Below are 24,372 nucleotides of genomic sequence, written 5' to 3' on the forward strand. Positions count from 1 at the left end.
TATACAATGGAATTATACCAGACACAAAGAGATGTATATAAGTTAGTGGAAAAGCTTGTTTCAGGTAATTTTCGGAACGAGCTTTCCTTTTTAAAAACATTAGTCAAAGAAATTGTTTGCCACGAAGAGTTTGAAATTATTGGCGGACGAGTGTGGGAATTAAACGTTCAGGAAAAGTGTTACGAATTACGATACCAGTACGGAAAATTAAGCAAAATCCCAGCAAATTATAAGCTGGCGATTGAAGACTATCCAGTGCTTTCAGAATTATACCACAAAAGAACATCGTTGCACCAAGAAACTGATAAACTTCTTAAACAAAAAGGAATTGACATATATTCAGTTGCTGCAGTTGGAGATTTAATAAGAATTGGACAACATTACTATTTCAAATATGTTCTTGGATTCAATGCTGAACACATTCTTCAATCATTTTACGAAACTTTAAATGTTATAAGTTCGGTGGCTACTGTTAAATTGCGTGATTTAGCATACAATGAAATACAGCAAAAAATACAACGCGATATTAATAAAGCTTCTGAAATTCAGCGCAGTTTGCTACCACCACATAATGTTGAATTTCATGATTTTGATATTTTCGGCGTTTGCATACCTGATAGTGAAGTAGGCGGAGATTTTTTCGACTATCTTAGAAATAAAAGCGATGAAGAAGACCGTATAGGTATTGTAATTAGTGATGCGGCGAGCAAAGGATTGCCTGCAGCTATTCAAGCTCTGTTCGTTTCTGGTGCAATTAGAATGGCTCAATCTTTTTCTCCCAAAATATCTTCATTATTGAGCAGATTAAATACTTTAATTTTTGATACTTTCCCTTATGAAAGATTTGTTACTTTGTTCTATTGTGAACTAACTTTATCATCAAACAGATTGGTATTATATGCAAATGCTGGTCATTGTGCTCCAATTCATTTTAGATATGAAGATGAAAGCTTTCGATTTTTAAAACCAACAGGTGGATTGCTCGGACTAATTCGTGAACAATCCTTTAGCGTTGAAAATATCAGAATGAAACCAAATGATATTCTTATTCTATATACCGATGGCATTTCGGAAGCTATGGACCAAAATGGCAATATTTTTGGCGAGGAAAGAATTTGTGAGCTTGTCAAAAAATACAAAGATGAATCCGCCAAACACATTGCATATATGATAATAGAACATGTTCAAAAATTCAATGCTAATTCCAAATATAATGATGATAAAACTATTGTTGTTGTAAAAAGACGCTCGGTCGAAAATCCCTTGAATTAGGAGGAAATATGTCGCAAAAAGATTATCCTGTAACACCTGCTATTCGATTTTTACGTGAAAACAAAGTTGAATTTGAACCATTCGAATATGAATATCAGGAAAAAGGTGGCACACACCAAACAGCTGAAGAACTTAAAGTCGATGAGCATAACGTAATCAAGACATTAATAATGGAAGCTGATGGAGAACCAATTGTTGTTTTGATGCATGGAGATAGAGAAGTTTCAACAAAAAATTTAGCACGGTTATTAGGAGTAAAAAAAGTTGAACCTGCAAAAGCAGAAAACGCTGCAAAATATACAGGATATTTGTTTGGTGGAACAAGCCCATTTGGAACAAAACGAAAAATGAAAACATATATCGAAGAAAGCATAATGGCACTGGACTATATATATATTAATGGCGGCAAACGCGGATTTATTGTAAAAATTTCTCCTGATGCATTAAAGTTGCTTGATTACGAATTAGTTAGTGTTGCCATTTAACCTTTACTTTTTGTTATTGAAAAAGAGGCTGAAGGATATTCTCATCAGCCTCTTTTAGTTTATTATTATTTCTAAATTAATTAATATCTGTTACGTTTTGTATAGTGAGTATGCAATAGTTTATGTGATTTTTTGCTTAAAGGACCATCTGGAATAAATTCTTCATAGAGAAGTTTTATTTCGGGGTTTTCGTGAGATTTACGAATTGGCATACCTTCATCTTCAGCATAAATAGCAGCAATTCGTCTTTTCCGAATTTCATCGTTTGTAGGTATTGGTTGTCCACCGCCACCGATACAACCACCAGGACAAGCCATAATTTCAATAAAATGATATGGGGAAGTACCAGATTTGACTTGATCCATAATTATCCGAGCATTTGTCAAACCGTGAGCAATTGCAACTTTAAGTTCAACTCCATTGAGAAACGCCCAATCTTCTTTACATTCTTCAAGAAGAATAGTTGCTTCTTTGATTTTACCCAAACCACGAGCAGGTGTGAAGTTAAGATTTTCAAAAGGTAGTTCACGCCCTGTAACAACTTCATAAACAGTTCTGAGGGCAGCTTCCATTACTCCACCAGTAGCACCAAAAAGAACAGCAGCACCTGTCGATTTACCCATAAGAGTATCGAAGTATCCATCTTCGAGTTCTGCAAAGTTCAGCCCTGATTGCTTAATCATTAATCCAAGCTCGCGAGTAGTAAGCCCGGCATCAACATCTTGATAGCCACTATCTTTCATTTCCGGTCGGTTTGCTTCATATTTTTTCGCGGCACAAGGCATTGCAGCAACACAAACTATGTCCTTAGGGTCAATACCCATTTTTTCAGCATAGTAAGTTTTGGCAAGTGCACCAAACATTTGCTGAGGAGACTTGCAAGTGGAGAGATGTTCCAAATGTTCTGGATACATATGTTCAATGAACTTCACCCAACCTGGCGAACAAGAAGTAATCATAGGTAATGCAACTTTTTCTTTTTCAAGTAATGCTTTGCGAAGTCGATGCAGAAGTTCTGTTCCTTCCTCAATTATAGTTAAGTCCGCTGTAAAATTGGTATCAAGAACAGAATCAAAGCCCATTTTTTTCAGTGCAGTAACCATTTTGCCGGTAACACGCGTGCCAGGAGGATACCCCAAAGTTTCTCCGATAGCAACACGAACAGATGGAGCTGTGTTGATAATAACGTGTTTTTTCTCATCCCCGATAGCTTCCCAGATATAATCAAAATAACGTCTTTCGGTGAGAGCCGCTGTTGGACAATGTATGACGCATTGCCCACAATTTACGCAAACAACTTCTGCCAGTGGTAATTCCATAAAAGTAGAAATTTTCATATGTTCGCCGCGATGAGCAACTGTAATCGCATTAACGTGCTGCAATTCAGCACAAGTGCGAACACAACGCTGGCAACGAACGCATTTACTATCATCTTTTTCAATTGACCAGGAAGATCTATCAATTTGTGTATCTGCGTGAGGCAAAGTAATATAACGGTTATTATCAATGTTAAATTCATTTGCTAATGCCTGCAACTCACAGTTAGTGCTGCGATAACAAGTAGTGCATTGCGTATTATGCTCAGAAACAAGCAAAGCAACTAAATCTTTCCTTGCATTACGCACTTTCGGAGAATTTGTCTTTATAACCATTCCATTTGAAACAGGAGTAGCGCAGGCAGCAGCAAGAGTGCGTTGCCCAACTACTTCTACAACACAAATACGACAATTTCCGGCAATACAAAGGTCTTCGTGATAGCACAAAGTCGGTATATATATATTCACTTTTTTAGCTGCATCAAGAATTGATGTCCCTTCTTCTACAATGACATCAATACCGTCAATATTTACATTAAGAAATTTTTCCATATTTATTCCCTGATTTTAATAAATCATTTCTTCAATAAAATTCGTTACTATTGATGAGAATGAATTCGCAACTGATTGCCCAAGTCCACATTTAGCAGTGATTTTCATTGTATCAGTAAGTTTGAGTAATTGATCGAGATATTCTGGAGGCTTAATGCCACGCTTGACAGCATCAATTCCAATTTTGAGTTGCTGACAACCAATCCGGCAAGGTGTGCATTGCCCGCACGATTCTTCCGCAAAGAAATCTAAATAGTTTTTCAATACATTATACATCGAACGAGAGCTATTAAATAGCATCATCGAACCACCAGTCGGAAGTGAATCCCCAACAAGCCCACCTTGATAACCGATTGTTGTTTCCGCAAACTTCTTTCGTGGCACACAGAAGCCAGAAGCACCACCAACCTGCACAGCTTTAGTATCACCATCTCCAAATTCTTCTACGAACTCCGCGAGAGACAGCCCAAATTCAAGGTCGTAGATACCGGGCTTTGGTGTATCACCCGAAACTGAAAACAATTTAGAGCCGTGAGAATCTTGAATGCCAAGTTTTCTGAATTCTTCAGGTCCGATTTTGAAAACCATTAGAGCTGAGGCAAGAGTTTCAACATTATTTACCACAGTTGGCATATTTTTGAAGCCCGCTTGCGTTGGGAAAGGAGGCTTATTACGAGGTTCGCCGCGTTTTCCTTCCATAGACTGAATTAATGCTGTTTCTTCCCCACACACATATGCACCGCTACCAAGAAAGATTTCAATTTTAAAATCAAGATTAAATTGTTTAGCAACCTGATGAAATAAATCAATCTCTGCTTGAAGTTTTGGCACTAAAAATTTATACTCACCACGCAAATAAATATATCCTTTCTTTGCACCTATCACTTTTCCACAAATTGCCATTGCGGAAAGCACCTTACGAGGAACACAATCTAATATTTCACGGTCTTTAAACGTCCCGGGCTCTCCTTCGTCGGCGTTGCAAATCACATATTTTTCGTCACCTGGTGCAGCAGCAGCTAATCTCCACTTAAGCCCGGTTGGAAATCCAGCACCACCACGCCCTTTAAGTCCAGAATCAATTAAATCTTTAATAATTTCTTCATTGCTCCTTTTGAGTGTTTTTTCGAGCACCTTATATTTTTCATTTGTATAGGAGCCAAGAATCATATCAAGTTTTCTTAGTCTGTCTGGCATATCAACCTCTATTTATTTTTATACATTGTTACAATATCGCGAACTTTATCTGGTGTAAGTTCGGTATAAACCTCGTCATTAACGAGCATAGCAGGTGCTTTATGGCACCAACCAAGGCAATTAGTATATAGCAATGAGAATTTGCGGTTGTTGGTGGTCTCCCCCATTTTAATTTTCAATAAATTTTCGAGTGTCGCAACAATTTCCTTCTTGTTTTTCATATCACAAACAATTGTTTTGCACACTCTAATAACATATTTACCAAGTGGTTTGGTCGAAAGAAAATGATAGAAGGTCGCCTTGCCATATACTTCAGCACTCGAAATATCAAGATGACGTGCAATTTCGACCATTGCTTCGTCCGAGACGTATCGTTGCTCATCAAATACACCTTGCAAAATTGGCAATAAGCTCTCTCGTTTATTGCCATATCGAGCAACAAGTTCGCTTACTAACAAAGAAGTATCTTTCATATAACTCCTATAAAAAAGTGATACAATTAGTCAATAATTCACCAATTATTCATATATAGTTAATTGAACAGTTTTTTTCCTATTATTGGAACTTCATCGAAATCGATAATTAATTCACAATTATTTTACGACTTTTTATGGTATTTTCCAAATATTATTTTTGTTTTAGATTAAAAATTCTCAATAATTTGTTAGTTTTATCTAATATTTAAATTATTATATTTGAATAACTTAATTTATTTATGATAAAACAATTTAATATTGTTAATTAATGAATTATATTTAACCAATTGTATTCATTACAGTTCATTCATATAAATCATTTTCGATATTTTTTGATATATAATTAGATATTTTTAATTATTTAGGATAACGAAGCTTTAAGATTGCAATGCCTAAGAATTAAAAAAAACACTCTGACAATTAATGATTATTATATTTTTAAAATTCACTCAATTTTTTTTAGTTTGTTACGATATTATAACTTAGTTTATAGTTAAAATTTTCGCAGATTATTGAGGTTTATATGGAATTGAAACAAGCTTCTACTTCCGACACATCCCAATCACAACTTCTTCAATTAGTTTCGTTTCATATTGAGGAAGAAGAATTTGCTGTTGATATTCTGAATATTCAGGGCATCAACCGTATGATGAATATTACTCGTGTTCCAAATACTCCTGCATTTGTCGAAGGAATCATAAACCTTCGCGGGCAGGTAATCCCTGTCGTAAATTTACGCAAAAGGTTAGGTTTTCCACCGAAAGAACCAGACAAAGCAACACGTATTATTGTTGTAGAAATCGGGAATCGTGTTATTGGTTTTATAGTCGATAGCGTTAATGAAGTTCTTCGTATCAGTAGTTCCATTACTGAACCTCCACCACCTATGGTTGCTGGCATTGATTCAGAGTATATTACTGCAGTCGGAAAGCTCGAAGACAGGTTGCTTATTTTGCTTGATTTAGAAAAAATACTTTCTGGCGAAGATTTAAATGTTATTGAAAATATTTCAAATAATGAATAATAAAGGAGATTCAAAATGAAAATCGGTATGAAATTAGGTACTGCTTTTGCTTTTCTTGGATTTGTTATCTTGGTCATTATATACTTGGGTTTAAATACAGCATCAAATATGAATAAAGAGATAAAAGACTTAGCTTATGATAAATTTAAAAAAACTGTTTGGGCTAATGATATAATAAACCAATTGAATATCGTTTCACGCGCTGTGAGAAATGCAATAATAACAGAAAATATTCAGACTCGTAATGATGAAATTAAGCGACTTGAACCAGCAGCAAAGATTGTTTCACAAAGAATGGATTCATTGAATGCTAATATACAGGATGAAAAAGGTAAACTTCTCCTTAATGAATTGGCAATCATTAGAAAAGATTATTTGGGAGCTCGTGAAAAACTACTTAAATTAATAGATAGTAAAAACAAAAAGGAAATTGAAGACTATCTCTTTGGTGATTTCAGAAAAGCTCAAAACGCATATATCGATAAAATTACCGAAATTATTAATTATCAAGGTGATTTATTTAATGAAACAGCACAAAATGCTGAAAAATCCTACAATGCACAGTTTACTTTAATGTCTATCATCGGTGCATTGTCAATTTTAATCGCAATTTTAATGGCAATTTTTGTAACACGAGGAATTACAAAACCTATTGGCAAAGCTGTAGAAGCAGCTGAAAATATTGCTCGTGGTAACATGAATGTAGATTTGGAAACAAACACCAAAGATGAAACGGGTATATTAATCAATGCTATGAAGACAATGTCCCAAAATATTGGTAAATTACTCAAGGAAATGAACCGTGTTGCAAATGCTGCTGTTGAAGGCAAACTTGATACACGAGGAAATTCTGGTGAATTTGCAGGTGAATATCAGAACATAGTTCTTGGTTTTAATGCAACTCTTGATGCCGTAATAGGTCCGCTCAATGTAACTGCTGAATATGTCGACCGTATATCCAAAGGTGATATTCCTCCTAAAATCACTGATGAATACAAAGGTGATTTCAATGAAATTAAAAATAATTTGAATACTTGTATTGATGCTATCAATTTGCTCGTTCAAGATTCATTAATGTTAGTCAAAGCCGCTGAAGAAGGAGAATTAAAAACAAGAGCCGAGGCAATTCGTCATCAAGGTGATTTCAGAAAAATTATTGAAGGCGTCAATAAAACTTTGGATAATGTAATAAATCCAATGAATGTTGCTGCTGATTTTCTTCACAGAGTATCAAACGGTATGGAATTAATAAAAATAACTGATAATTATAAAGGTGACTTTAATGTTATCAAAAATAATATAAACACTTGTATTGATATTTTATATTCAATACTTGGTGATACATCAATGCTTGCTAAAGGTGCTGTTGAAGGCAGATTGGATATCAGAGCAGATTTATCGAAATACAAAAATGCTTGGTATGAATTAGTAAAAGGAATCAACGATACTCTGGATGCTGTAACTGGACCTCTCAACGTTGCTGCTGAATATGTCGACCGTATCTCTAAAGGTGATATTCCTCCTAAAATCACTGATGAATACAAAGGTGATTTCAATGAAATTAAAAATAATTTGAATACTTGTATTGATGCCGTTAATCTTCTTGTTTCTGATGCTCATTTGCTGGCTCGTGCTGCTGTCGAAGGACGTCTCGATACTCGGGCTGATGCCTCCAAGCATCAAGGCGATTTCCGTAAAATTGTTCAAGGCGTCAATGATACCCTTGATGCCGTTATTGAGCCTATAAAAGAAGCAAGTCAGGTGCTTGGAATAATGGCAACAGGCGATTTGACTGCAAGAATGCTTGGTGATTACAGTGGAGACCTTGCTAAATTGAAGCAAGATATTAATATGCTTGCTGATTCATTAAGCGGACTTATCCGACAAGTAAACGAATTGGTTGATAATACAGCAAGCTCAGCAACTGAAATATCAGCAACTGCTGAAGGACTGGCAGCTGCTTCACAAGAACAAAGTGCACAAGCAGACGAGGTAGCATCGGCAGTAGAGCAAATGTCTCGAACTATTACAGAAAATGCAATGGCTGCCAACAAAACAGCAGAAGTTGCTCAAGAAAATGGACGTATTGCTTCAGAAGGTGGTCAGGTGGTAAGCCAGACAGTAAACAAAATGCGTGATATTGCAAAGGTAGTCAAGAACTCAGCTGAAAATATTGAAAAATTAGGTGAATCAAGTAAGCAAATTGGTGAAATCATATCCGTCATTGATGACATTGCGGATCAGACGAACCTACTTGCACTCAACGCAGCTATCGAGGCAGCTCGCGCCGGCGAACAAGGACGGGGATTTGCTGTAGTTGCCGACGAAGTTCGCAAACTTGCTGAACGCACAACAGAAGCTACAAAACAAATTGCAGTAATGATAAAAGGCATTCAAAGCGAAACCGAAGCTGCAGTGCTTGCAATGAACAAAGGAACATCAGAGGTTACAAGCGGAATAGAGCTTGCTGATAAGGCTGGGCAATCGCTACAACAAATACTAAATTCTACAAAAGAAGTTATAGATATGATAAACCAAATTGCAGCAGCAAGTGAAGAACAATCAGCTACAAGCGAACAAATATCGAAAAATGTAACGTCTATCTCTCAGGTAACATCAGAATCTGCTAAGCGTGTAGAAGATGTTGCTCATACTGCAGAAGACCTCGCCAAAATGACAAATCAATTGGCTGATTTGATGAGACAATTTAAAATCGATGAATACAGTGCTAGTATGCCTATGAGACAACTATCAAGGAATCGTGCAAAGCAGCTAGAAAGCAAGTTAGGATAATACATCACTGACTTTAGGGAAGGGACGCAAATTAATCAAAGCGTCCCTTTTTATTTTTTACATGAAATCTATTTATTCTTAAGATTCCTGATTTCAGAAAATAGAAATGTTAGAGCAAGAATAGCCGCAAGGTAATCTGAAATTGGTGCGAATGCCCATAGTCCATCTAATCCATAAAACTTAGGAAGAATAATTACAAGTGGAATTATCAAAATAATTTGTCTGGTTAATGTAAGAATAATAGATTTTGATGGCTTACCAATAGCCTGAAAATACGCTCCTAAAATTACTTGAAAACCAATAATTGGTAAAGACAGAACATAAATTGTAAGTCCGTGCCTTCCAACTTCAAGTAATTCAGTATCATTAGATGAAAAAAGTCTAATAACATCCTTAGGAAACAAAATAAACAATATAAAACCTACGAAGCATACAATAGAAGCATACACAATTCCACGAGTAAGTAGTTTCTTGACTCTTGCTAATTGCTTAGCCCCATAATTATAGCCAATTATTGGCTGAATACCTTGATTTAATCCAAATACAGGCATTAAAATAAACATTACTGTGCTGTTAATAATTCCCATTGCTGCAACAGCTGTCGGACCACCATAATAGAGAAAACTACTATTGAGAATAATAAATATTCCACTTGAAGCAACGTGCATAATAAACGGAGAAAAACCTATTCCAATAATTTGTTTGGAAATAGTTTTATCAAGTCGAATATTATTAAAATTAAGTTTCAAGAAACTTTTGTCTGTCAGGAAATATACTAATACCCAAATAGCAGAAATAACCTGAGCAAAAACTGTTGCAAAAGCAGCACCTTTTATTCCCCATCCAAATCCAAAAATAAAAATAGGATCCAAAATCGTATTACTCACTGCTCCAATTATCATTGTAAACATTGCAATTCGCGGGTTTCCCTCACCACGAATAATTGCATTCAATACAAATGATGTTATCTGAAATATTATTCCAGCAAGTATAATATTAAGATAATCTCTGGAAAGTTCGAATATTTCACCATTAGCACCAAAAAATACTAAAATTTTATTAAGAAATAGATAATATAAAAGCGTCAAGAATAATGATACAGAGGCACTTAAAAATATTGCACTTCCCAACGCTTTTTCTGCCATATTTTTCTGTTTTTCACCCAGCTTAAGAGAAACGACAGCACCTGATCCAATTCCAAATAACATTGCAAAAGAAAAGGTAAACATCAACAAAGGAAATGTCATTGTAATTGCAGAAATTGCATTGGAACCAACACCTTGACCAACAAAAATCCTATCAACTACATTATATGATGCATTCGCAACCATTCCGACTATAGCAGGAACTGAAAACTTCCAAATCAACGAATCAATATTTTCAGTTTCCAACCTATTAATATTTTTCATAAATATTACCACAACAAAATATTTCTACGCAAAATTAATCAATAACAGTTAAGTGAAAAAAAAATTCTTATTTTAGTCTCACTAAAAACTTTGTTAGGTTCGGTTAAAATTATAGCATTTTTCTTTCGTCTTTGTTACAGTGATAATAATTGAAAGATGTCAAACAATACAATAATTTATTATGAAAAAAATAATATATCTATATGCTTTACTAATATTTATTGTAACAATTGAAATTTATGCCTCAGAACAGCCAGCAGGAACAATATCGGGACGTGTCTTATCAAGAACGAACGAAAAACCACTTGTTGGAGTAACAGTTAGAGTTCTTGGAACAAATTTAGGAGCAATAACACGTGGAAATGGAACATTTACTATTAGCAACATACCTCCAGGTGTTTATGCTGTTCAATTCAGTTATGTTGGATACAAAACTTATGTAAATGCAAATACAAGCGTACCATCTGGGAAAAATGTAAATTTAGAAATATACCTCACTGAAAGCGTTATTCAGCTTGAAGGAACAGAAGTGCGTTCGAGCTACTTTATCAAAAAAGCTGAGACTGTTACAAGCACACAAACATTAAATTCTGAAGATATTCGACGAGCACCAGGTGTTCAGGAAGATGTCTTGCGTGCTACTCAATTATTGCCCGGTGTTGCAGTTACATCTGCAGGTAGGAACGATTTAATTGTTCGTGGCGGTGCTCCGTTTGAAAACCTCTATGTAGTTGATAATATAGAAGTACCGAATATTAATCATTTTGGCTCGCAAGGCACAGGTGGGGGTCCCTTATCAATAATTAACATTGATTTTATACGAGAAGTATCATTTTCTGCTGGTGCATTTGGAGCAAAATATGGAGACAAAGTATCTTCAATTACAAATATTAGCTTAAGAAATGGTAATGAGAATCAATTTGGTGGAAAAGCTACACTTTCCGCAACAGGTTTTGGTTTGAATTTAGAAGGACCAACAAATGATAATGGTTCTTTTTTGTTCAGTGCAAGACGTTCATATCTCGACTTAATATTTGAGGCAGCTGGTTTTGCATTTATTCCAGAATATTGGGATTTTCACGCAAAATTTAATCAAAGGTTAAATAGTTCTAACACTTTATCTTTTTTAACAATCGGTGCAATAGGATCTGTAAAATTAAATAATAATAATGAAGAAAATAGATTTGATAACAGTCGAGTTGCGGTACCAACCCAAAAACAGTATTTTTCTGGACTTACCTGGAAGCACCTGTTCGAAAACGGCTTCACCACAGTAACTATTGGACAAACTTTGACTGACTATTCGACATTTCAAAATGATGAAAATTTAAATAAAATACTGCAAAACGATTCACGTGAATCCGAAACATCATTAAGAACAGACGTTGATTTAATGGTAACAAACAGCGGACAGCTTACTTTTGGAAATCAGCTAAAGTGGGCGTCAAAATTAAGATATGATGTCTTTGTTGCTGGATTTTTCAGAACTGATAATAATGGAATTCCGCAAGAATTATCAGTTGATACAACATTTAAAACATATCAAAATTCTACATATTTTAGCTATACACAAGGAATAGGTCAGCATAAATTTACTTTAGGCGGACGATTGGAATATTTTAATTATGTTGAAGAAAAATGGCTCTTTTCGCCCAGAATTTCTGTCTTATACCAAATAAATCCAGTCTCGGCAATAAGTATAAGTGGAGGAAGATACTACCAATCACCTTCCAAAATCTGGTTAATCGGTGCACCTGAAAATATGAGACTTAAAGCTATCCAAGCGGACCAATTGGTTCTTGCTTATGACCACACACCACTTGAAGATGTCAAAGTCCAAGTTGAAGTCTATCACAAATGGTATTCAAATTATCCGGCAAGATTATGGAGACCTTATGCAGTGCTTGCACCTAATGGATTTGATGATATTAGTAATGATATTCCATTCGGGCTCGAACCGTTACTTAGTGAAGGTAAAGGATATTCGAGGGGTTTTGAAATTTTCATTCAGAAAAAATTAAGTGAAATCCCGCTTTATGGGCTGCTAAGCTTTACTCTGAGCGAAAGTAACTTTAAATCAATTAAGGGTGGATATCGTCCAAGCACTTATGACAGTAGGATAATATTTAATCTAGCAGCAGGATACCGAATAAATCAAGAATGGGAATTAAGTTCAAAGTTTCGCATTGCTACTGGACAACCGACCACGCCATTTTTATCTAATGGTCAAAGAGACTGGGAGAATTATAATTTAGGAAAGCGCTTACCAACCTTCCATGCTTTAGATTTTCGTGCCGATAAACGCTGGAATTTCACTAAATACACATTAATAACTTATTTAGATATTCAAAATATCTATGGAAGGAAGAATGTCTCTAATATGCGTTGGAATAGCAAAGAAAATAGAATAGAATACGGTCGTTCAATTGGAATTTTGCCAAGTATTGGAGTCAGTTTTGAATTCTAAATAATGATTTCAGAAATAAAAAAAAGCGTCTTTTAGACGCTTTTTTTGTGCGGAAGAGGGGACTTGAACCCCTACGCTCGTGGAGCACCACCCCCTCAAGATGGCGTGTCTACCAATTTCACCACTTCCGCAATAATTGGAATACAAAAATATAACTTTTCTTAATAAAAAAAAAATGAAATTTACCTGGTAATGATAGATTACTATTTTTATAGATAATCTATGTTAATTAACACAAAATAGATATTGTAAATATAATGAAATAAAAGTATAGAGTTAAGCTTGTTAACGCAATAATTGCTCTTGTTTCAATGATATTTGTTTATTACCATTTAATAGAGTTTTGTAATTTTTGTAACTCTTATTGTGTTAATCTGGAGTTTTTGATTTTTGTTCTTAGTTTTTATTACCAACTCCTTTAAGAATATTATGCTTAAGACGCTCTATTTCTATCTGTGCCTCACTACATCCCCCATTAATTCACTTTCGCGTTTTTTCACTTCTTCCCCGTAAAGGATATAATTGATATTTATAATATTTTGAAAAAAATATTTAGATTTATTTAAGAAATTTATTAGTTTAGTAAAAATTGTTAGATTAATAAGATGGAATAATTATGTTAAGTCAAGCAATTCAAGATTACCTTAAAACAATATATAAACTTGAAGAAGATGGTACAGTTTCTACAACAGCAATAGCAAAAGAATTGAATATTTCCGGGGCATCTGTTACAGGTATGTTGAAACGATTGGCATCTATGAAACTTGTTGATTACAATTCATATAAAGGTGTTCGCTTAACAAACGAAGGAAGAAAAATAGCATTAGAAATCATCCGCCACCATAGATTGTTAGAATTATATTTAAGGGAAGCTCTTGGATTCCCACTCGAAAAAATTCACGATGAAGCTTGCAGATTAGAACACGTAGTATCTAAGGATTTCTTACAAAAAATTGAGGAAATTCTTGGTAATCCTGAGTATGACCCACACGGTCATCCAATTCCTTCAAAAGATGGTGATATTGAAATTTCAAATGAGAAACCACTTGTTAATTTTCGGAATGGCGATGTAGTAATTGTAAAACGATTATCAGACCATGACCCACAAATGTTATCTTATTTCGAAAAAATGAGAATTTTGCCATCGACTATAATTAGAATTGTAGATAAAGCTCCATTTAATGGTCCAATTACAGTATTTTTTAATGGAGAAAGTCAGATTATAGGAAATGAAATTTCAAAAAATATATTCGTAGAGCTTTACGAAGAAGAAAAAGAAGATTAGTAAAAGAATATTCACGGCAAATAGAGATGAAGAGAAAGCTTCATCTCTATTTTTTTATTAATTCAGTAATTACTTCAACGTGATAAGTGTGAGGGAACATATCCACAGGTTGAATGAAATTTACTCTGTAAACACCACTTAGCAAAGCAATATCACGAGCTTGTGTTACCGGATTACAACTTACATAGATGATTTTATCGGGTGCGATTTTCAATAAATGGTTAATAAGATTTTCATTCATTCCAGAACGAGGAGGATCCACTATTACCACATTTGGCTCAGCAATTGAATTCAATAATTTCGGAACAGATTTTGAGTGAAGGTCTGCCTGATAGAATTCAATATTCGAAATTTTATTAAGTTCAGCATTTTTAGTAGCATCTTCAACTGCAGAATTGTTAAGCTCAATGCCAAAAACTTTTTTAACCTGCTTTGCTGCTGGAAGAGAAATAGAACCACAACCACAATATAAATCCCAGACAATCATTTCCTGAGTAAGCTTTGCTATTTCTAATATTTTACCAATAAAATTATCTAATTGAACTGAGTTAGTCTGGAAAAATGAAAAAGGAGATATATTGAAAACAACATCAAGAATCTTTTCCAGCAAAACACCATAATTATTAGACATCTGAACAACGCCATTAGCAACACTGCTCTGTTTATCATTAACAGCCCAGTAGGTGGATTTGATAACGTCGAAATCACTTGGTAATTCTTCAATAAACCACTTTGCAAATGCTTTTTCGTCTTCATTTTCAACAGGATTTGTAATCAAAATTGCCATTACTGATTGTTGATAAGATGAAAATCGAAGAACAACGTTTTTTAGAAAACCATTATTTTTATAGTAGTTATAAGCAGAAATTCCAGCATTTATTGCTTTGGAGCGAATAGAATTGATTATTTGATTACCAACTTCAGGTTGAATAAAACAACGGTTGATATCAATGATTTTGTCGTAACGACCTGGATAATGCATACCCAAAGCAAAATTTTTAGTATACTCCTTCCCTGAATTTATTTCTTTTGGAGTTAGCCAGCGATGAGAACCAAAAGAAAATTCCATCTTATTACGATACTCAAAAATATCAGTTGAAGGAAAAACAAATTCAATATTTGGAATTTCAATTTTTCCAATACGAGTATATGCATCAATAACGTGTTGTCTTTTCCAAAGTAGTTGCTCGTTGTAATCAAGATTTTGCCAAGAACACCCTCCACAGGTACCAAAGAATTCACATTTTGGCTCAATTCTTTTAGGTGATTTGGAAATTACTTCTTTAATAAAACCTTCAGAAAAATTTTTCTTATCTTTTGTAATAACGGCAATCACACGTTCACCTGGTAGTGCACCACCTTTGAGCAATATCGCTTTTCCTTCCAAACGAGCAACAGAAATACCCTCAAAACCAATGCTTTCAATTTCAACTTCTATTTCATTGTTTGATTTCATACTATTCAACTAATATTTTTTTTATAAAATAACCAGACGAAGTTTTGCCGGAGATAAATAACACACAATTAGTGCAAGGAAGAGTGGATTTAGGAATTTGTAAAAAACTTATATTAGAAATATGACTTGAAAAATCAAACACTTTTCCTTCAATCGTATAAATATAGAGTTCATCTATACAGATATTATCACTAGCAAGCATTAGATAACTTTCATTCTGAAAGGCTTTGATAGAAGGAGAGAAGTCCTCTACAGTGGTAAAATTGTTACGAACCTTGAAAGTAACTGGAATTAAAGTGCTATTTGAAAAAAATAAGTTTAAGTCAGCTTCAAAAGAATCATCAACTGGTTCGTTTGCTTCTAAAATCACCTTCACTTTCTCAATTTGATACGGATATAGCTTCAAACCGTTCAATTCTCTATCAAATCTGAAAAAATATGATTTTCCATTATTCCATTGATTAAATGAATGATTAATAATATAAAGTGTATCATCACCATAATTTGCCAAATACAAAAAAGCTTCCGAATTATTTTGATTTAGGAGGTAAATATTTTGGTTAGAAACAACTGGAATTGAAAATGGAATAAAATCTGGATTCTCGAAATTATTTATTCTAAAAACAAAGTAATTGTTATCAATGAAAGGGTTTCTGTTATTTTGAACTTCTGAGATTCGTATGTTTCTTACATATTCTGTACTATCTACAGGATCTAATAAAGCAAATTCGCGTAAATCTTTGAGTTGGTTATTGATATATCCATAAGGATTATTATATTTTAACGCAAAGTAGAACATACCACGAGCAATATCACCTTTTACAGAAGAACGTGGTTCAAAAACAATGTTGCCACTTTCATTTACGCCAAGTCTTGAACCACCATCCTCATAGGTAACATTGTTTTTAACAAATCCAAAAGGATAGTTTGCTCTTTTGGAATTAGCAACTTCATATGAAGGGCGAATATGGTATAAATCGCTTTTTGGAGGGTCATTATCGGCTCCATATGCCTGAGGCCAGGTATGCTCGGTGTTGAAGTTAGTAGTATTTACATCCGGAATACCAGTTGTTTGAACTTTGCGACCGGTGTAAATACATTCAACATAACCATTTACATTATCGAGGCTGCCCCACATAAATTCTCGCGCATTTTTATATCCAAGAGAAGTATGAGGCTCAACGAATTTTTTGAGCTCATTTAATAGCCGACGTCCACGTAAATTATCAGTAGAGCGATAAATTTCTAATGAGTGTGTTGCTTTTCCAACAATTTTAGATAATAATGAAAACTGAGAGTTATCTGTAACAATTTCACAATTCAGAAAAGCAGTATAATTAATATTATCTTTTGGTGAAAAAGTAATTGGCAATAAAAGCTTTTCGCCAGGTCTGATTTTCTTATTGTTAATACCAGCAAATTGAAATACTTTTGAACTATCAATTATGTGAGCTTTTAGTAAAAGTATTTCGTTCTGAGTGTTGTTCAATATTTCTGCAAAGAAGGTAGTATCTTTGTTGATAGAAATATTTTCGATTTGGATATCATCAATCACCTGTGAATGGAGCAGGTAACTACTAAGTAACAAAGATAGTATAAAAAGAATTTTTTTCATTTTTTTTAATAAGTTTATTTAACATATAACAAAGATAACATTTCTGCGATAGTATTTTCTAAATTTTTATATTCAGCTATTGCCCACCCATTTGAGACAATCGCAAAAGTATAAGTATCCCCATCTAATGAATTCACATAACCAGCCAGTGCACTAACATTTTTATGAGTACCAGTTTTGCCAATAAGATTGTTTTCAGCTTTTGTTCCAATCAAACGCTTTTTGAGTGTGCCATCAACACCTGCAATAGACAAAGATTTGCCAAAGCAGTCAGCAAAATCTGAATGAACGGCAGAAACGAGCAATTTCACTATTGTTTCAGAAGTAACCTTGTTGCGACGCGACAATCCAGAACCATCATTTAGAGAAACATTACTAAAATCAATGTTGAGTTTTTTAGCAAATTCTTGATAACAATTAAGTGCACTAATTTTATTATTCGAATTTGAATGATAGCTTGCACCAACGATTTTAAATAAATTTTCAGCTAAATAATTATCACTATTTTTATTAATTTCGGAAATCATACTGCATAGATCTCTACCAAACTCAGATAGCTTTGTAACTTGCTTAATATCAGGTGTTTGCTTTAAATCTATAGTTCCCGTAACCTCAATACCATTTGCAAGCAATCGATTGTAGAAAGCCCCGGCAACTACTAATTCAGGATTTTGAATTTTAAAAGAGTATTTTTGATTAGAATTAACCGGTAAGCTACCTGAAACTGTAATAATTTGCTTACCATTTTTTTGAAAGTTAGTTTGGATAGAAAGACCTCTTTGCGACGATCTTGGTTTAGTATTTCTTTTTTTCTTATCTCCAAAGTTTTGTTCATCGAAGAAGTAAGATGAATTATGATATTTTCTATTGTGAAATGAATTGCCTAATGACTTTTTTGAGGCTCCTCCAAATACTTTCACGTTATTATTGACAATGAAAGCAGCAGAAGAAGGAATAACCTGGACATTTGCGGGACGACCGGGTACTGAGCCAGCCGAAACGATGATCGTACCGGTGTTACGATTAATGCTTAGAGAAGTAACAGGTGGGACGTATTCAACTTCATCGTTATCACCACTATAAAGAAACCGAGATGTTTGCCCATCAAAGAAACTTCCATCAGCATAAATATTACCAACAATTTTTTTTATACCTAAATTTATCAAAGATTCAACCAAATAATCCAAATCACTCAAAGAAAGTAATGCATCTCCCCCACCACGAATATAAATGTTACCAACCAAAACAGGTTTAATCTCTTTGGCATCAGTATATATTATGGTTTTAAGAACAGGATCCGAATGTAGAAGGTTAAGAGCAAAAAATGAAGTAAATAATTTTGTTACGGAAGCAGGAACAAGTGGTTCATTGAAATTATTATTATAAATATACCGGTTTTGGTTAAGAGAATAAATGGAAATGCCAATTTTGGAATTAGATAAATTACTGTTTGAAATAAGAGAGTTGAGAAGAAAAGAAAATTCATCATAAGATTTTATTGTATCTAATTGAATTTTCTGACTATAGGATAAATTGAATGAAAGAAAGCATATGATAAAAAAATAAAAGAACTTTTTCATACAAAAACCAAATTATTTTCCTCTTAATACTGCATTGGCAATATAAAGAAAAAAGCACTCAAAACAAAATTTATTAAAAATCGTAGCCTAAAGAAAACATATAGCGGGGCTTGCTCCACTTCGTGTAATTGTAGGACCAAGCTATATCAAGTTTCACAGGCAAACCTAATAAGTAGGATCTCACTCCTGTGCCAGAACTGAAAATCATATCAGCTGGAACTCGCTTACCATATGCATCAATTTTAGATATTTTAAAGTCGTCAGTCCAAGCACCACCAATATCAAAAAACAGAGTGGACATTACACCTTGAAGAAGCACAGGGACTGGTCCAGCAACGAGTGCATAAAACAAAGGAAAACGCAATTCAGTATTACTAACGAAGAATTTATTTCCTCTAATTGCAGCAATATCCCACCCACGCAACGGCATAATAAAATTATTCATAAAAACAAAATCTTCCGGATTTTCGAAAGGATAGTCTCTATTTGAATATGAGTAATTTATCCAGTTTTCAGTTCCACCAATGAAATAGCGTTGAGGATTTGGTCCGAAACTTGCTCCAATAGAACCACGTAAAGCTAATGAAATAAAATTAGAAATTTTATAATACTGTCGTAGATCTGTTTTTACGGACATAAACCCAACGGAATTGGAGTTGAATTTTGGCGAACCCAAAATTTCAATATAACCTCGGAAACCTCTTTCGGGCGCATACCATCCGCCTAAAGAATTGTCATATACAAATCGTGCTTGAGGAAGGAAAATAAATCGAGAAATCCCAGGAATAAAAGAATTATCGAGGTTTGTCATTTCAGCTCCTATAAAATCAGCCCCCCATTCGACACGTGTAAATAAATCAAACGGCAACGATGTAAGGATTGATAAACCATAATTCCTAAATCTATATAAACTGTAATCATCCATAATTCTATCGTATTTGTAAAAATAAGCTGGATAATGATAAGCAGCGATATGATAATCAATTAAATTTGGCAAATATGAGTAAGAAAGATAAAATTGACTGTTTTTCAAATCAGTAAACAGATTAAGTCCAGCATAAATTTGATGGTCTCCAAGAACGTCGCTGAAGAGCATTTGAGTAAGTCCCTGCCAACCATAGTAAGTTGAATAACCAGGATTAACTAAAATAATGTCAGGAGAGAACGTGATTTTATAAATACGTTCGACAAATTCCTGATTTTCAATAGAAGCACCTTTTGCAGAAATATCGCTTAATGAAGAACTTTTAATTACATCTTGATTTGGTTCAACTAATTGTTGAGCAGAAAAATCAATTTCGAATTCACCATAGCCTTGAATTTGTGTCTGCTTGTCAGAAGCAATTGAGTTATCTGGAACTGTAATATTTGTAACAGCTTTTTGAACAATATTTGTTCTTTCCAATTGTTTTGTTCTATATTGAGTAAGTGGCAAACTATCAATTTTCTTTCTTTCGAAAGGAAGTCTTAACAAGAAAATATCGTAACCGCCACCAATTTGTGAAGCAAATAACAGTTTAGAATTATCTTGCGACAGCGAAATTTGAGTTATTCCTGTTAGAGAATTTGTAATCGGGTATTCTGAATTATTTACAAAATCGTAAACATAAATATTTCCAATTCCATTATTATCAGAGACATACAATAATTTATTACCATCATTTGAAAGTAGAAGCGAAGTCTTGTTGAACTGAGGAGTATTTGTTATTCTTTGAATTTGTTTTTCTTTAATATTGAGTTTGTAAATATCAGAAGATTCAAATTTATGTTTCCACATTTTAATGTCATTACTTTTAATACTGTAATCAAGAATGCCGTTTCTATCAGAGACAAAGAAAATTTCATTACTATTACTGCCCCAAGCAATATGAGAAACAGAAAAAATATCATCTGTTACTTTTTGAAGATTTTTTGTCTCAACATCGTAAGTATAAATATTACTTTCTTCTCTTTCAGTTGCGATAAAAGCAATATAGCGTCCATCTTTTGACCAACTAACCGAAGAGATTGAACGAAGTCCGAATAGCAAACGTTGGTAATTTCCAGTTTTGGCATCTACAATAAAAATAGCATCTTCTCCACCAGATTTTGCGGAAATAGCTAATTTTTGCCCATTAGGATCCCACGCAATACCGGGAGTAAGAAGATTTAAATCTTCAAAATCTTGCTTTCTCAAACTGCTGACAAGTTTTCTTGGTTTTGCTTTGGCATCGACGTCCTGTATATAAATTGCAAAAATACCATCATCACGGTCGGAAATGAAAGCAAATTGGTCTCCATTAGGAGAAATTGCAGGTGAAGTATTGTAGTAATTTCCGATATCGCGTCTATCTGTTAATTTTAGAGCAAAGTCACGTGGGTCTTCAAAAACTTTCAAGTCAGGCCAATATATTTTTTTTATCTCACGTTCCCACATTTCAGAAAAATCTCTAAAACTCATATTAAAAGTGCTTTGAAAAGTTTGCTCTAAATTTTTGTTAATATAGAGTTTATTGAGGAATTCGGTAACTTTAGCTTTGCCATATTTTTCAGAAACAAACCAATAGAAAGTTTGCCCACCTCTATATGCGAGATATCCATCAAGTTGGCTAAGAGATGGGAGTTTTTCAGAAATAGTCAAATCACGAATAAACATATCGGTCTCGATATCGAGACCACCTAAACTTTCGTATTCACAAAGACCTTCGTTTAGCCAAAGAGGAATTTGAAAACTATTGCTTGTCATTAAAGCAGATTGCAGAGTGCCGCCGTAGAACATATCGTTCAAAACAGCATGAACAAGTTCGTGGTGAATTACATGTCGAAGTTGAGAATAGCTACCTTGAAAAGGCACAACAACTCTGTTCTTAAATAATTCGGTAAAACCTCCAACACCTTCGGGCAAATATCCGCCAGTTACATTTGTTTGTTGAAAATCATTGTGAGAATCGTAAACAATCAAAGCTATTCTCATAGAGAATTTGTAATTCAATGTATTTTGAATTGAAATCAATGCTCTTTCGGCAGAAACAGCGGCAAATTCAGCAATTGCTTTACTACCTGCATCGTAGTAAACATCGAAATGTTCAGTTTCAATATATCTCCAGTCAAATTTTCTATACTGAACTTTATTTTTCCCGAACTGTGGAAAAACATTAATGCTGGATAGTAAAAAAAGAACAATTAATAATATTCCATAAATATATTTTCTTGACATATGTACCTCGCATTATGCACTTTGAACTTACTAAAATACTCAAAGTTTAACATAATAACACAAAAATTATATTAAAGTTGCAATAATTTTATTATCTGTGTCTATTTCGTTTATCTGAACAAGGTGAAATGAATTATCTAATTTTCTGTCAGTTTTAATTTTACAGTTAAGGTAATTAGAAGTATGTCCAAATTGAACTTTTTCGGTGTCAGAATATTTTTCAGGTAAGAGTTCGTGTGTTTTACCGATTTGAGTTTGATAAAAAGCCAACAATTTATTGTTAGACAGTTGTTTGAGAATACTCGTTCTTTCTTTTCTTATTTTCATCGGAATTTTTTCCGGGAAATCGGCGGCAGGAGTGTTTCGTCTTTCTGAATATGTAAAAACATGAAGATAAGAAACTGGTAAATTTTCAATAAATTTGTAAGTTTGCTGAAAATCCAGTTCAGTTTCTCCCGGGAAACCAGTAATAACATCCAAACCAATACAAATATCCGCATTCATAGACTTAATCGAAAGAATATCATTATATAACTTTTCAGATGTATATCTTCTTTTCATAAGTCTGAGAATTTTATCAGAGCCACTCTGCAACGGAATATGCAAGTGTTTGCAAATTGAATTAGAATTACAAACGTAATTAATTATTTTATCGTTAATCAAGTTTGGTTCAATAGAAGAGATACGAAACCTAAGTCCAAAATCGTTTTCAGCAATTAAACGCAATACATCTTCGAAAGAATACATATTATCGGAATTGTATTCACCAAGATTTATACCACTGAGAACTATCTCCCGGAAACCTTTTTCGGAAACATCTCTAAATATTTCCGGAAGCTGCTCAAAAGGAATGCTTCGTGGATTACCCCGAGCATTTGGAATCGTGCAGTAAGAGCAACGGTAATTGCAACCGTCTTGAATTTTCAGAAAGCAACGAGAACGAGCAGAATTATCCGCAGAATAAGCAAAATCAAAATTCAGAGAAGTTAATTCTGAAACTTCTATGGATTTATTTGATTTTTGAAAATGTGCTTCCAAAAGTTCAGGTATTTGAAATTTTTCTTTTATTCCATAAACAGCATTTACTTCAGGCATAGTAGCCAATTGTTCGGAATTAATTTGTGCATAGCATCCGAAAACCCCAACAAAGGCACCGTTTGTTTCCCGTTTAGCACGACGGATAGCAGCTCTGCAATCAAAATCAGCATTGTTTGTAACGGTGCAAGTATTAATGAGGACAATTTCTGCATCGGAGAATTTATCGGTGATGGTGAAGCCTTTTTCCTGAAGTTTAGTTTTTAAAGTCGATGTTTCTGCAAAATTTACTTTACAACCTATATTAATCAATTTTACTTTATACATCTTCGAAATAGTTCAATTAAAAAAATATTATAGACTAAAGACGAAAAAACAAGTAATTAGTTTAGTAAAACAAAAAGCGGTTTCGTCACTCAAAAGATGAAACCGCTAAAAAATACAAATTAATTATTAAAAATTATTCTTCTGAAATTTCGATTATTTGCTTCAATTCTTCGTAACCAGCTCCGGTACGTATTATTTTAAAATCATCAGTTGTCATATCAATCACTGTGGACTCACCTAAAAAGTTATATTCATCAGAAACCATGGCGATATCAACCATTGGAGAATAATAGTCAATTATTTCCTGAGGACTTGGAGCAGGGTTATCCTCGATTTTTGCAGAAATAGATATTATTGGATGCTCAACATACTTCAAAAGTAATCGAGATAAATCATTATTAGGAACACGAATTCCAGAAGTTTTTCTTTTGGGGTCCTGAGCAAATTTAGGAACAAGCTTAGAGGCAGTAAGAATAAAAGTATAAGGACCCGGGATAAGGCGGCGAATTGTTTTATATGCTAAATTGCTAACTTTCGCAAAATCTGCTATATTGGAAAGCGAATCACAAATAAAAGTCAGAGCTTTGTTCTCTGGCAGTTTTCTAATTAGCCTTATTTTAGAAATTGCGTCTTTATTCGAGAGTTCACAACCAAGAGAAAATCCCGTATCTGTAGGATATAAAATGACAGCACCTTCTTTCAAAGCGTCAGCAACCTTTTGAATTTTGCGTAGTTCGGGAGTTTCGTGATGCACATTCAAAACTTCAGCAGCCATAATACCTCCAAAAAAGATTATTTTATTATATTAAATCGTAGTTTTATAATTATTATTGTTTTATTTGTTAATAAAGTGAAAATTTTGTATTCATTTTTTTACTAATTTTACC

Annotated in this window: 16 protein-coding genes and 1 tRNA gene; 6 read left to right on the top strand and 11 right to left on the bottom strand. The window is 33.9% G+C overall.

Going from position 1 to position 24,372, the window contains the following annotated elements:
• Positions 1-6 precede the first annotated feature (6 nt).
• Both ACY2LT_RS03330 and ybaK read left to right on the top strand, forming a co-directional pair.
• Entirely contained in the window at positions 7-1,272 is a 1,266-nt protein-coding gene (locus ACY2LT_RS03330) for a PP2C family protein-serine/threonine phosphatase (protein WP_491816384.1), read from the top strand.
• A gap of 8 nt (positions 1,273-1,280) precedes the next feature.
• Positions 1,281-1,757 carry a Cys-tRNA(Pro) deacylase gene (gene ybaK, locus ACY2LT_RS03335; protein WP_491816385.1) on the top strand — a complete coding sequence of 159 codons (477 nt, stop codon included), beginning with the start codon at positions 1,281-1,283 and terminating at the stop codon, positions 1,755-1,757.
• 80 nt (positions 1,758-1,837) lie between these two features.
• Here the strand turns inward: ybaK and ACY2LT_RS03340 are convergent, their stop codons facing one another.
• From ACY2LT_RS03340 to nuoE, 3 genes are read right to left on the bottom strand one after another with little or no spacing between them, the layout of a single operon-like run.
• Complete coding sequence (locus tag ACY2LT_RS03340; RefSeq protein WP_491816387.1) at positions 1,838-3,625, bottom strand: NADH-dependent [FeFe] hydrogenase, group A6; 1,788 nt, start codon at positions 3,623-3,625, stop codon at positions 1,838-1,840.
• Between the two features lie 15 nt (positions 3,626-3,640).
• A complete protein-coding gene (locus tag ACY2LT_RS03345; protein ID WP_491816388.1) occupies positions 3,641-4,822 on the bottom strand; it encodes an NADH-ubiquinone oxidoreductase-F iron-sulfur binding region domain-containing protein in 1,182 nt (393 codons plus the stop codon).
• Between the two features lie 8 nt (positions 4,823-4,830).
• The gene (gene nuoE / locus ACY2LT_RS03350; RefSeq protein ID WP_491816389.1) at positions 4,831-5,295 is read right to left on the bottom strand and encodes an NADH-quinone oxidoreductase subunit NuoE; all 465 of its coding nucleotides are present in this window, start codon (positions 5,293-5,295) and stop codon (positions 4,831-4,833) included.
• A 526-nt stretch (positions 5,296-5,821) separates the two neighbouring features.
• Between nuoE and ACY2LT_RS03355 the strand changes: the two genes are divergently transcribed.
• Positions 5,822-6,322, top strand: a complete 501-nt coding sequence (locus ACY2LT_RS03355; protein ID WP_491816390.1) for a chemotaxis protein CheW — start codon at positions 5,822-5,824, stop codon at positions 6,320-6,322.
• Positions 6,323-6,337: 15 nt separating this feature from the next.
• Positions 6,338-9,115 carry a methyl-accepting chemotaxis protein gene (locus ACY2LT_RS03360; RefSeq protein ID WP_491816391.1) on the top strand — a complete coding sequence of 926 codons (2,778 nt, stop codon included), beginning with the start codon at positions 6,338-6,340 and terminating at the stop codon, positions 9,113-9,115.
• A gap of 68 nt (positions 9,116-9,183) precedes the next feature.
• Here the strand turns inward: ACY2LT_RS03360 and ACY2LT_RS03365 are convergent, their stop codons facing one another.
• Positions 9,184-10,524 carry an MATE family efflux transporter gene (locus tag ACY2LT_RS03365; protein ID WP_491816393.1) on the bottom strand — a complete coding sequence of 447 codons (1,341 nt, stop codon included), beginning with the start codon at positions 10,522-10,524 and terminating at the stop codon, positions 9,184-9,186.
• 181 nt (positions 10,525-10,705) lie between these two features.
• Here ACY2LT_RS03365 and ACY2LT_RS03370 point away from each other — a divergent pair, with 181 nt between their 5' ends.
• Entirely contained in the window at positions 10,706-12,991 is a 2,286-nt protein-coding gene (locus tag ACY2LT_RS03370) for a TonB-dependent receptor (RefSeq protein ID WP_491816394.1), read from the top strand.
• 48 nt (positions 12,992-13,039) lie between these two features.
• Here the strand turns inward: ACY2LT_RS03370 and ACY2LT_RS03375 are convergent.
• A tRNA-Leu gene (locus ACY2LT_RS03375) sits at positions 13,040-13,122 on the bottom strand.
• A gap of 485 nt (positions 13,123-13,607) precedes the next feature.
• On the opposite strand from ACY2LT_RS03375, the gene ACY2LT_RS03380 reads away from it, so the two are divergent.
• The gene (locus tag ACY2LT_RS03380; RefSeq protein WP_491816395.1) at positions 13,608-14,276 is read left to right on the top strand and encodes a metal-dependent transcriptional regulator; all 669 of its coding nucleotides are present in this window, start codon (positions 13,608-13,610) and stop codon (positions 14,274-14,276) included.
• Between the two features lie 46 nt (positions 14,277-14,322).
• Here the strand turns inward: ACY2LT_RS03380 and rlmD are convergent, their stop codons facing one another.
• The 6 genes from rlmD to ACY2LT_RS03410 form a co-directional block, all read right to left on the bottom strand.
• Entirely contained in the window at positions 14,323-15,732 is a 1,410-nt protein-coding gene (gene rlmD, locus ACY2LT_RS03385) for a 23S rRNA (uracil(1939)-C(5))-methyltransferase RlmD (protein WP_491816397.1), read from the bottom strand.
• Position 15,733: 1 nt separating this feature from the next.
• Complete coding sequence (locus ACY2LT_RS03390) at positions 15,734-17,347, bottom strand: endonuclease (protein ID WP_491816398.1); 1,614 nt, start codon at positions 17,345-17,347, stop codon at positions 15,734-15,736.
• A gap of 14 nt (positions 17,348-17,361) precedes the next feature.
• A complete protein-coding gene (gene dacB / locus ACY2LT_RS03395; RefSeq protein WP_491816399.1) occupies positions 17,362-18,927 on the bottom strand; it encodes a D-alanyl-D-alanine carboxypeptidase/D-alanyl-D-alanine endopeptidase in 1,566 nt (521 codons plus the stop codon).
• Between the two features lie 73 nt (positions 18,928-19,000).
• On the bottom strand, positions 19,001-22,123 hold the full coding sequence (locus ACY2LT_RS03400) for a peptidase MA family metallohydrolase (protein WP_491816401.1): 3,123 nt from the start codon (positions 22,121-22,123) through the stop codon (positions 19,001-19,003).
• A 66-nt stretch (positions 22,124-22,189) separates the two neighbouring features.
• Positions 22,190-23,485, bottom strand: a complete 1,296-nt coding sequence (mtaB, locus tag ACY2LT_RS03405; RefSeq protein WP_491816402.1) for a tRNA (N(6)-L-threonylcarbamoyladenosine(37)-C(2))-methylthiotransferase MtaB — start codon at positions 23,483-23,485, stop codon at positions 22,190-22,192.
• Between the two features lie 133 nt (positions 23,486-23,618).
• The gene (locus tag ACY2LT_RS03410; protein ID WP_491816403.1) at positions 23,619-24,260 is read right to left on the bottom strand and encodes an L-threonylcarbamoyladenylate synthase; all 642 of its coding nucleotides are present in this window, start codon (positions 24,258-24,260) and stop codon (positions 23,619-23,621) included.
• Positions 24,261-24,372: the final 112 nt, after the last annotated feature.

The organism is Eximiradius proteiniborus (assembly GCF_058546985.1).

Bases quoted from the DNA above. Each gene is read 5' to 3' on its own strand.
- ACY2LT_RS03360 (WP_491816391.1), top strand. From the start codon at position 6,338: ATGAAAATCGGTATGAAATTAGGTACTGCTTTTGCTTTTCTTGGATTT.
- ACY2LT_RS03345 (WP_491816388.1), bottom strand. From the start codon at position 4,822: ATGCCAGACAGACTAAGAAAACTTGATATGATTCTTGGCTCCTATACA.
- ACY2LT_RS03380 (WP_491816395.1), top strand. From the start codon at position 13,608: ATGTTAAGTCAAGCAATTCAAGATTACCTTAAAACAATATATAAACTT.
- ACY2LT_RS03355 (WP_491816390.1), top strand. From the start codon at position 5,822: ATGGAATTGAAACAAGCTTCTACTTCCGACACATCCCAATCACAACTT.
- ACY2LT_RS03340 (WP_491816387.1), bottom strand. From the start codon at position 3,625: ATGGAAAAATTTCTTAATGTAAATATTGACGGTATTGATGTCATTGTA.
- ACY2LT_RS03390 (WP_491816398.1), bottom strand. From the start codon at position 17,347: ATGAAAAAAATTCTTTTTATACTATCTTTGTTACTTAGTAGTTACCTG.
- ACY2LT_RS03400 (WP_491816401.1), bottom strand. From the start codon at position 22,123: ATGTCAAGAAAATATATTTATGGAATATTATTAATTGTTCTTTTTTTA.
- ACY2LT_RS03410 (WP_491816403.1), bottom strand. From the start codon at position 24,260: ATGGCTGCTGAAGTTTTGAATGTGCATCACGAAACTCCCGAACTACGC.
- mtaB (WP_491816402.1), bottom strand. From the start codon at position 23,485: ATGTATAAAGTAAAATTGATTAATATAGGTTGTAAAGTAAATTTTGCA.
- nuoE (WP_491816389.1), bottom strand. From the start codon at position 5,295: ATGAAAGATACTTCTTTGTTAGTAAGCGAACTTGTTGCTCGATATGGC.
- ACY2LT_RS03370 (WP_491816394.1), top strand. From the start codon at position 10,706: ATGAAAAAAATAATATATCTATATGCTTTACTAATATTTATTGTAACA.
- rlmD (WP_491816397.1), bottom strand. From the start codon at position 15,732: ATGAAATCAAACAATGAAATAGAAGTTGAAATTGAAAGCATTGGTTTT.
- ACY2LT_RS03330 (WP_491816384.1), top strand. From the start codon at position 7: ATGGAATTATACCAGACACAAAGAGATGTATATAAGTTAGTGGAAAAG.
- ACY2LT_RS03365 (WP_491816393.1), bottom strand. From the start codon at position 10,524: ATGAAAAATATTAATAGGTTGGAAACTGAAAATATTGATTCGTTGATT.
- dacB (WP_491816399.1), bottom strand. From the start codon at position 18,927: ATGAAAAAGTTCTTTTATTTTTTTATCATATGCTTTCTTTCATTCAAT.
- ybaK (WP_491816385.1), top strand. From the start codon at position 1,281: ATGTCGCAAAAAGATTATCCTGTAACACCTGCTATTCGATTTTTACGT.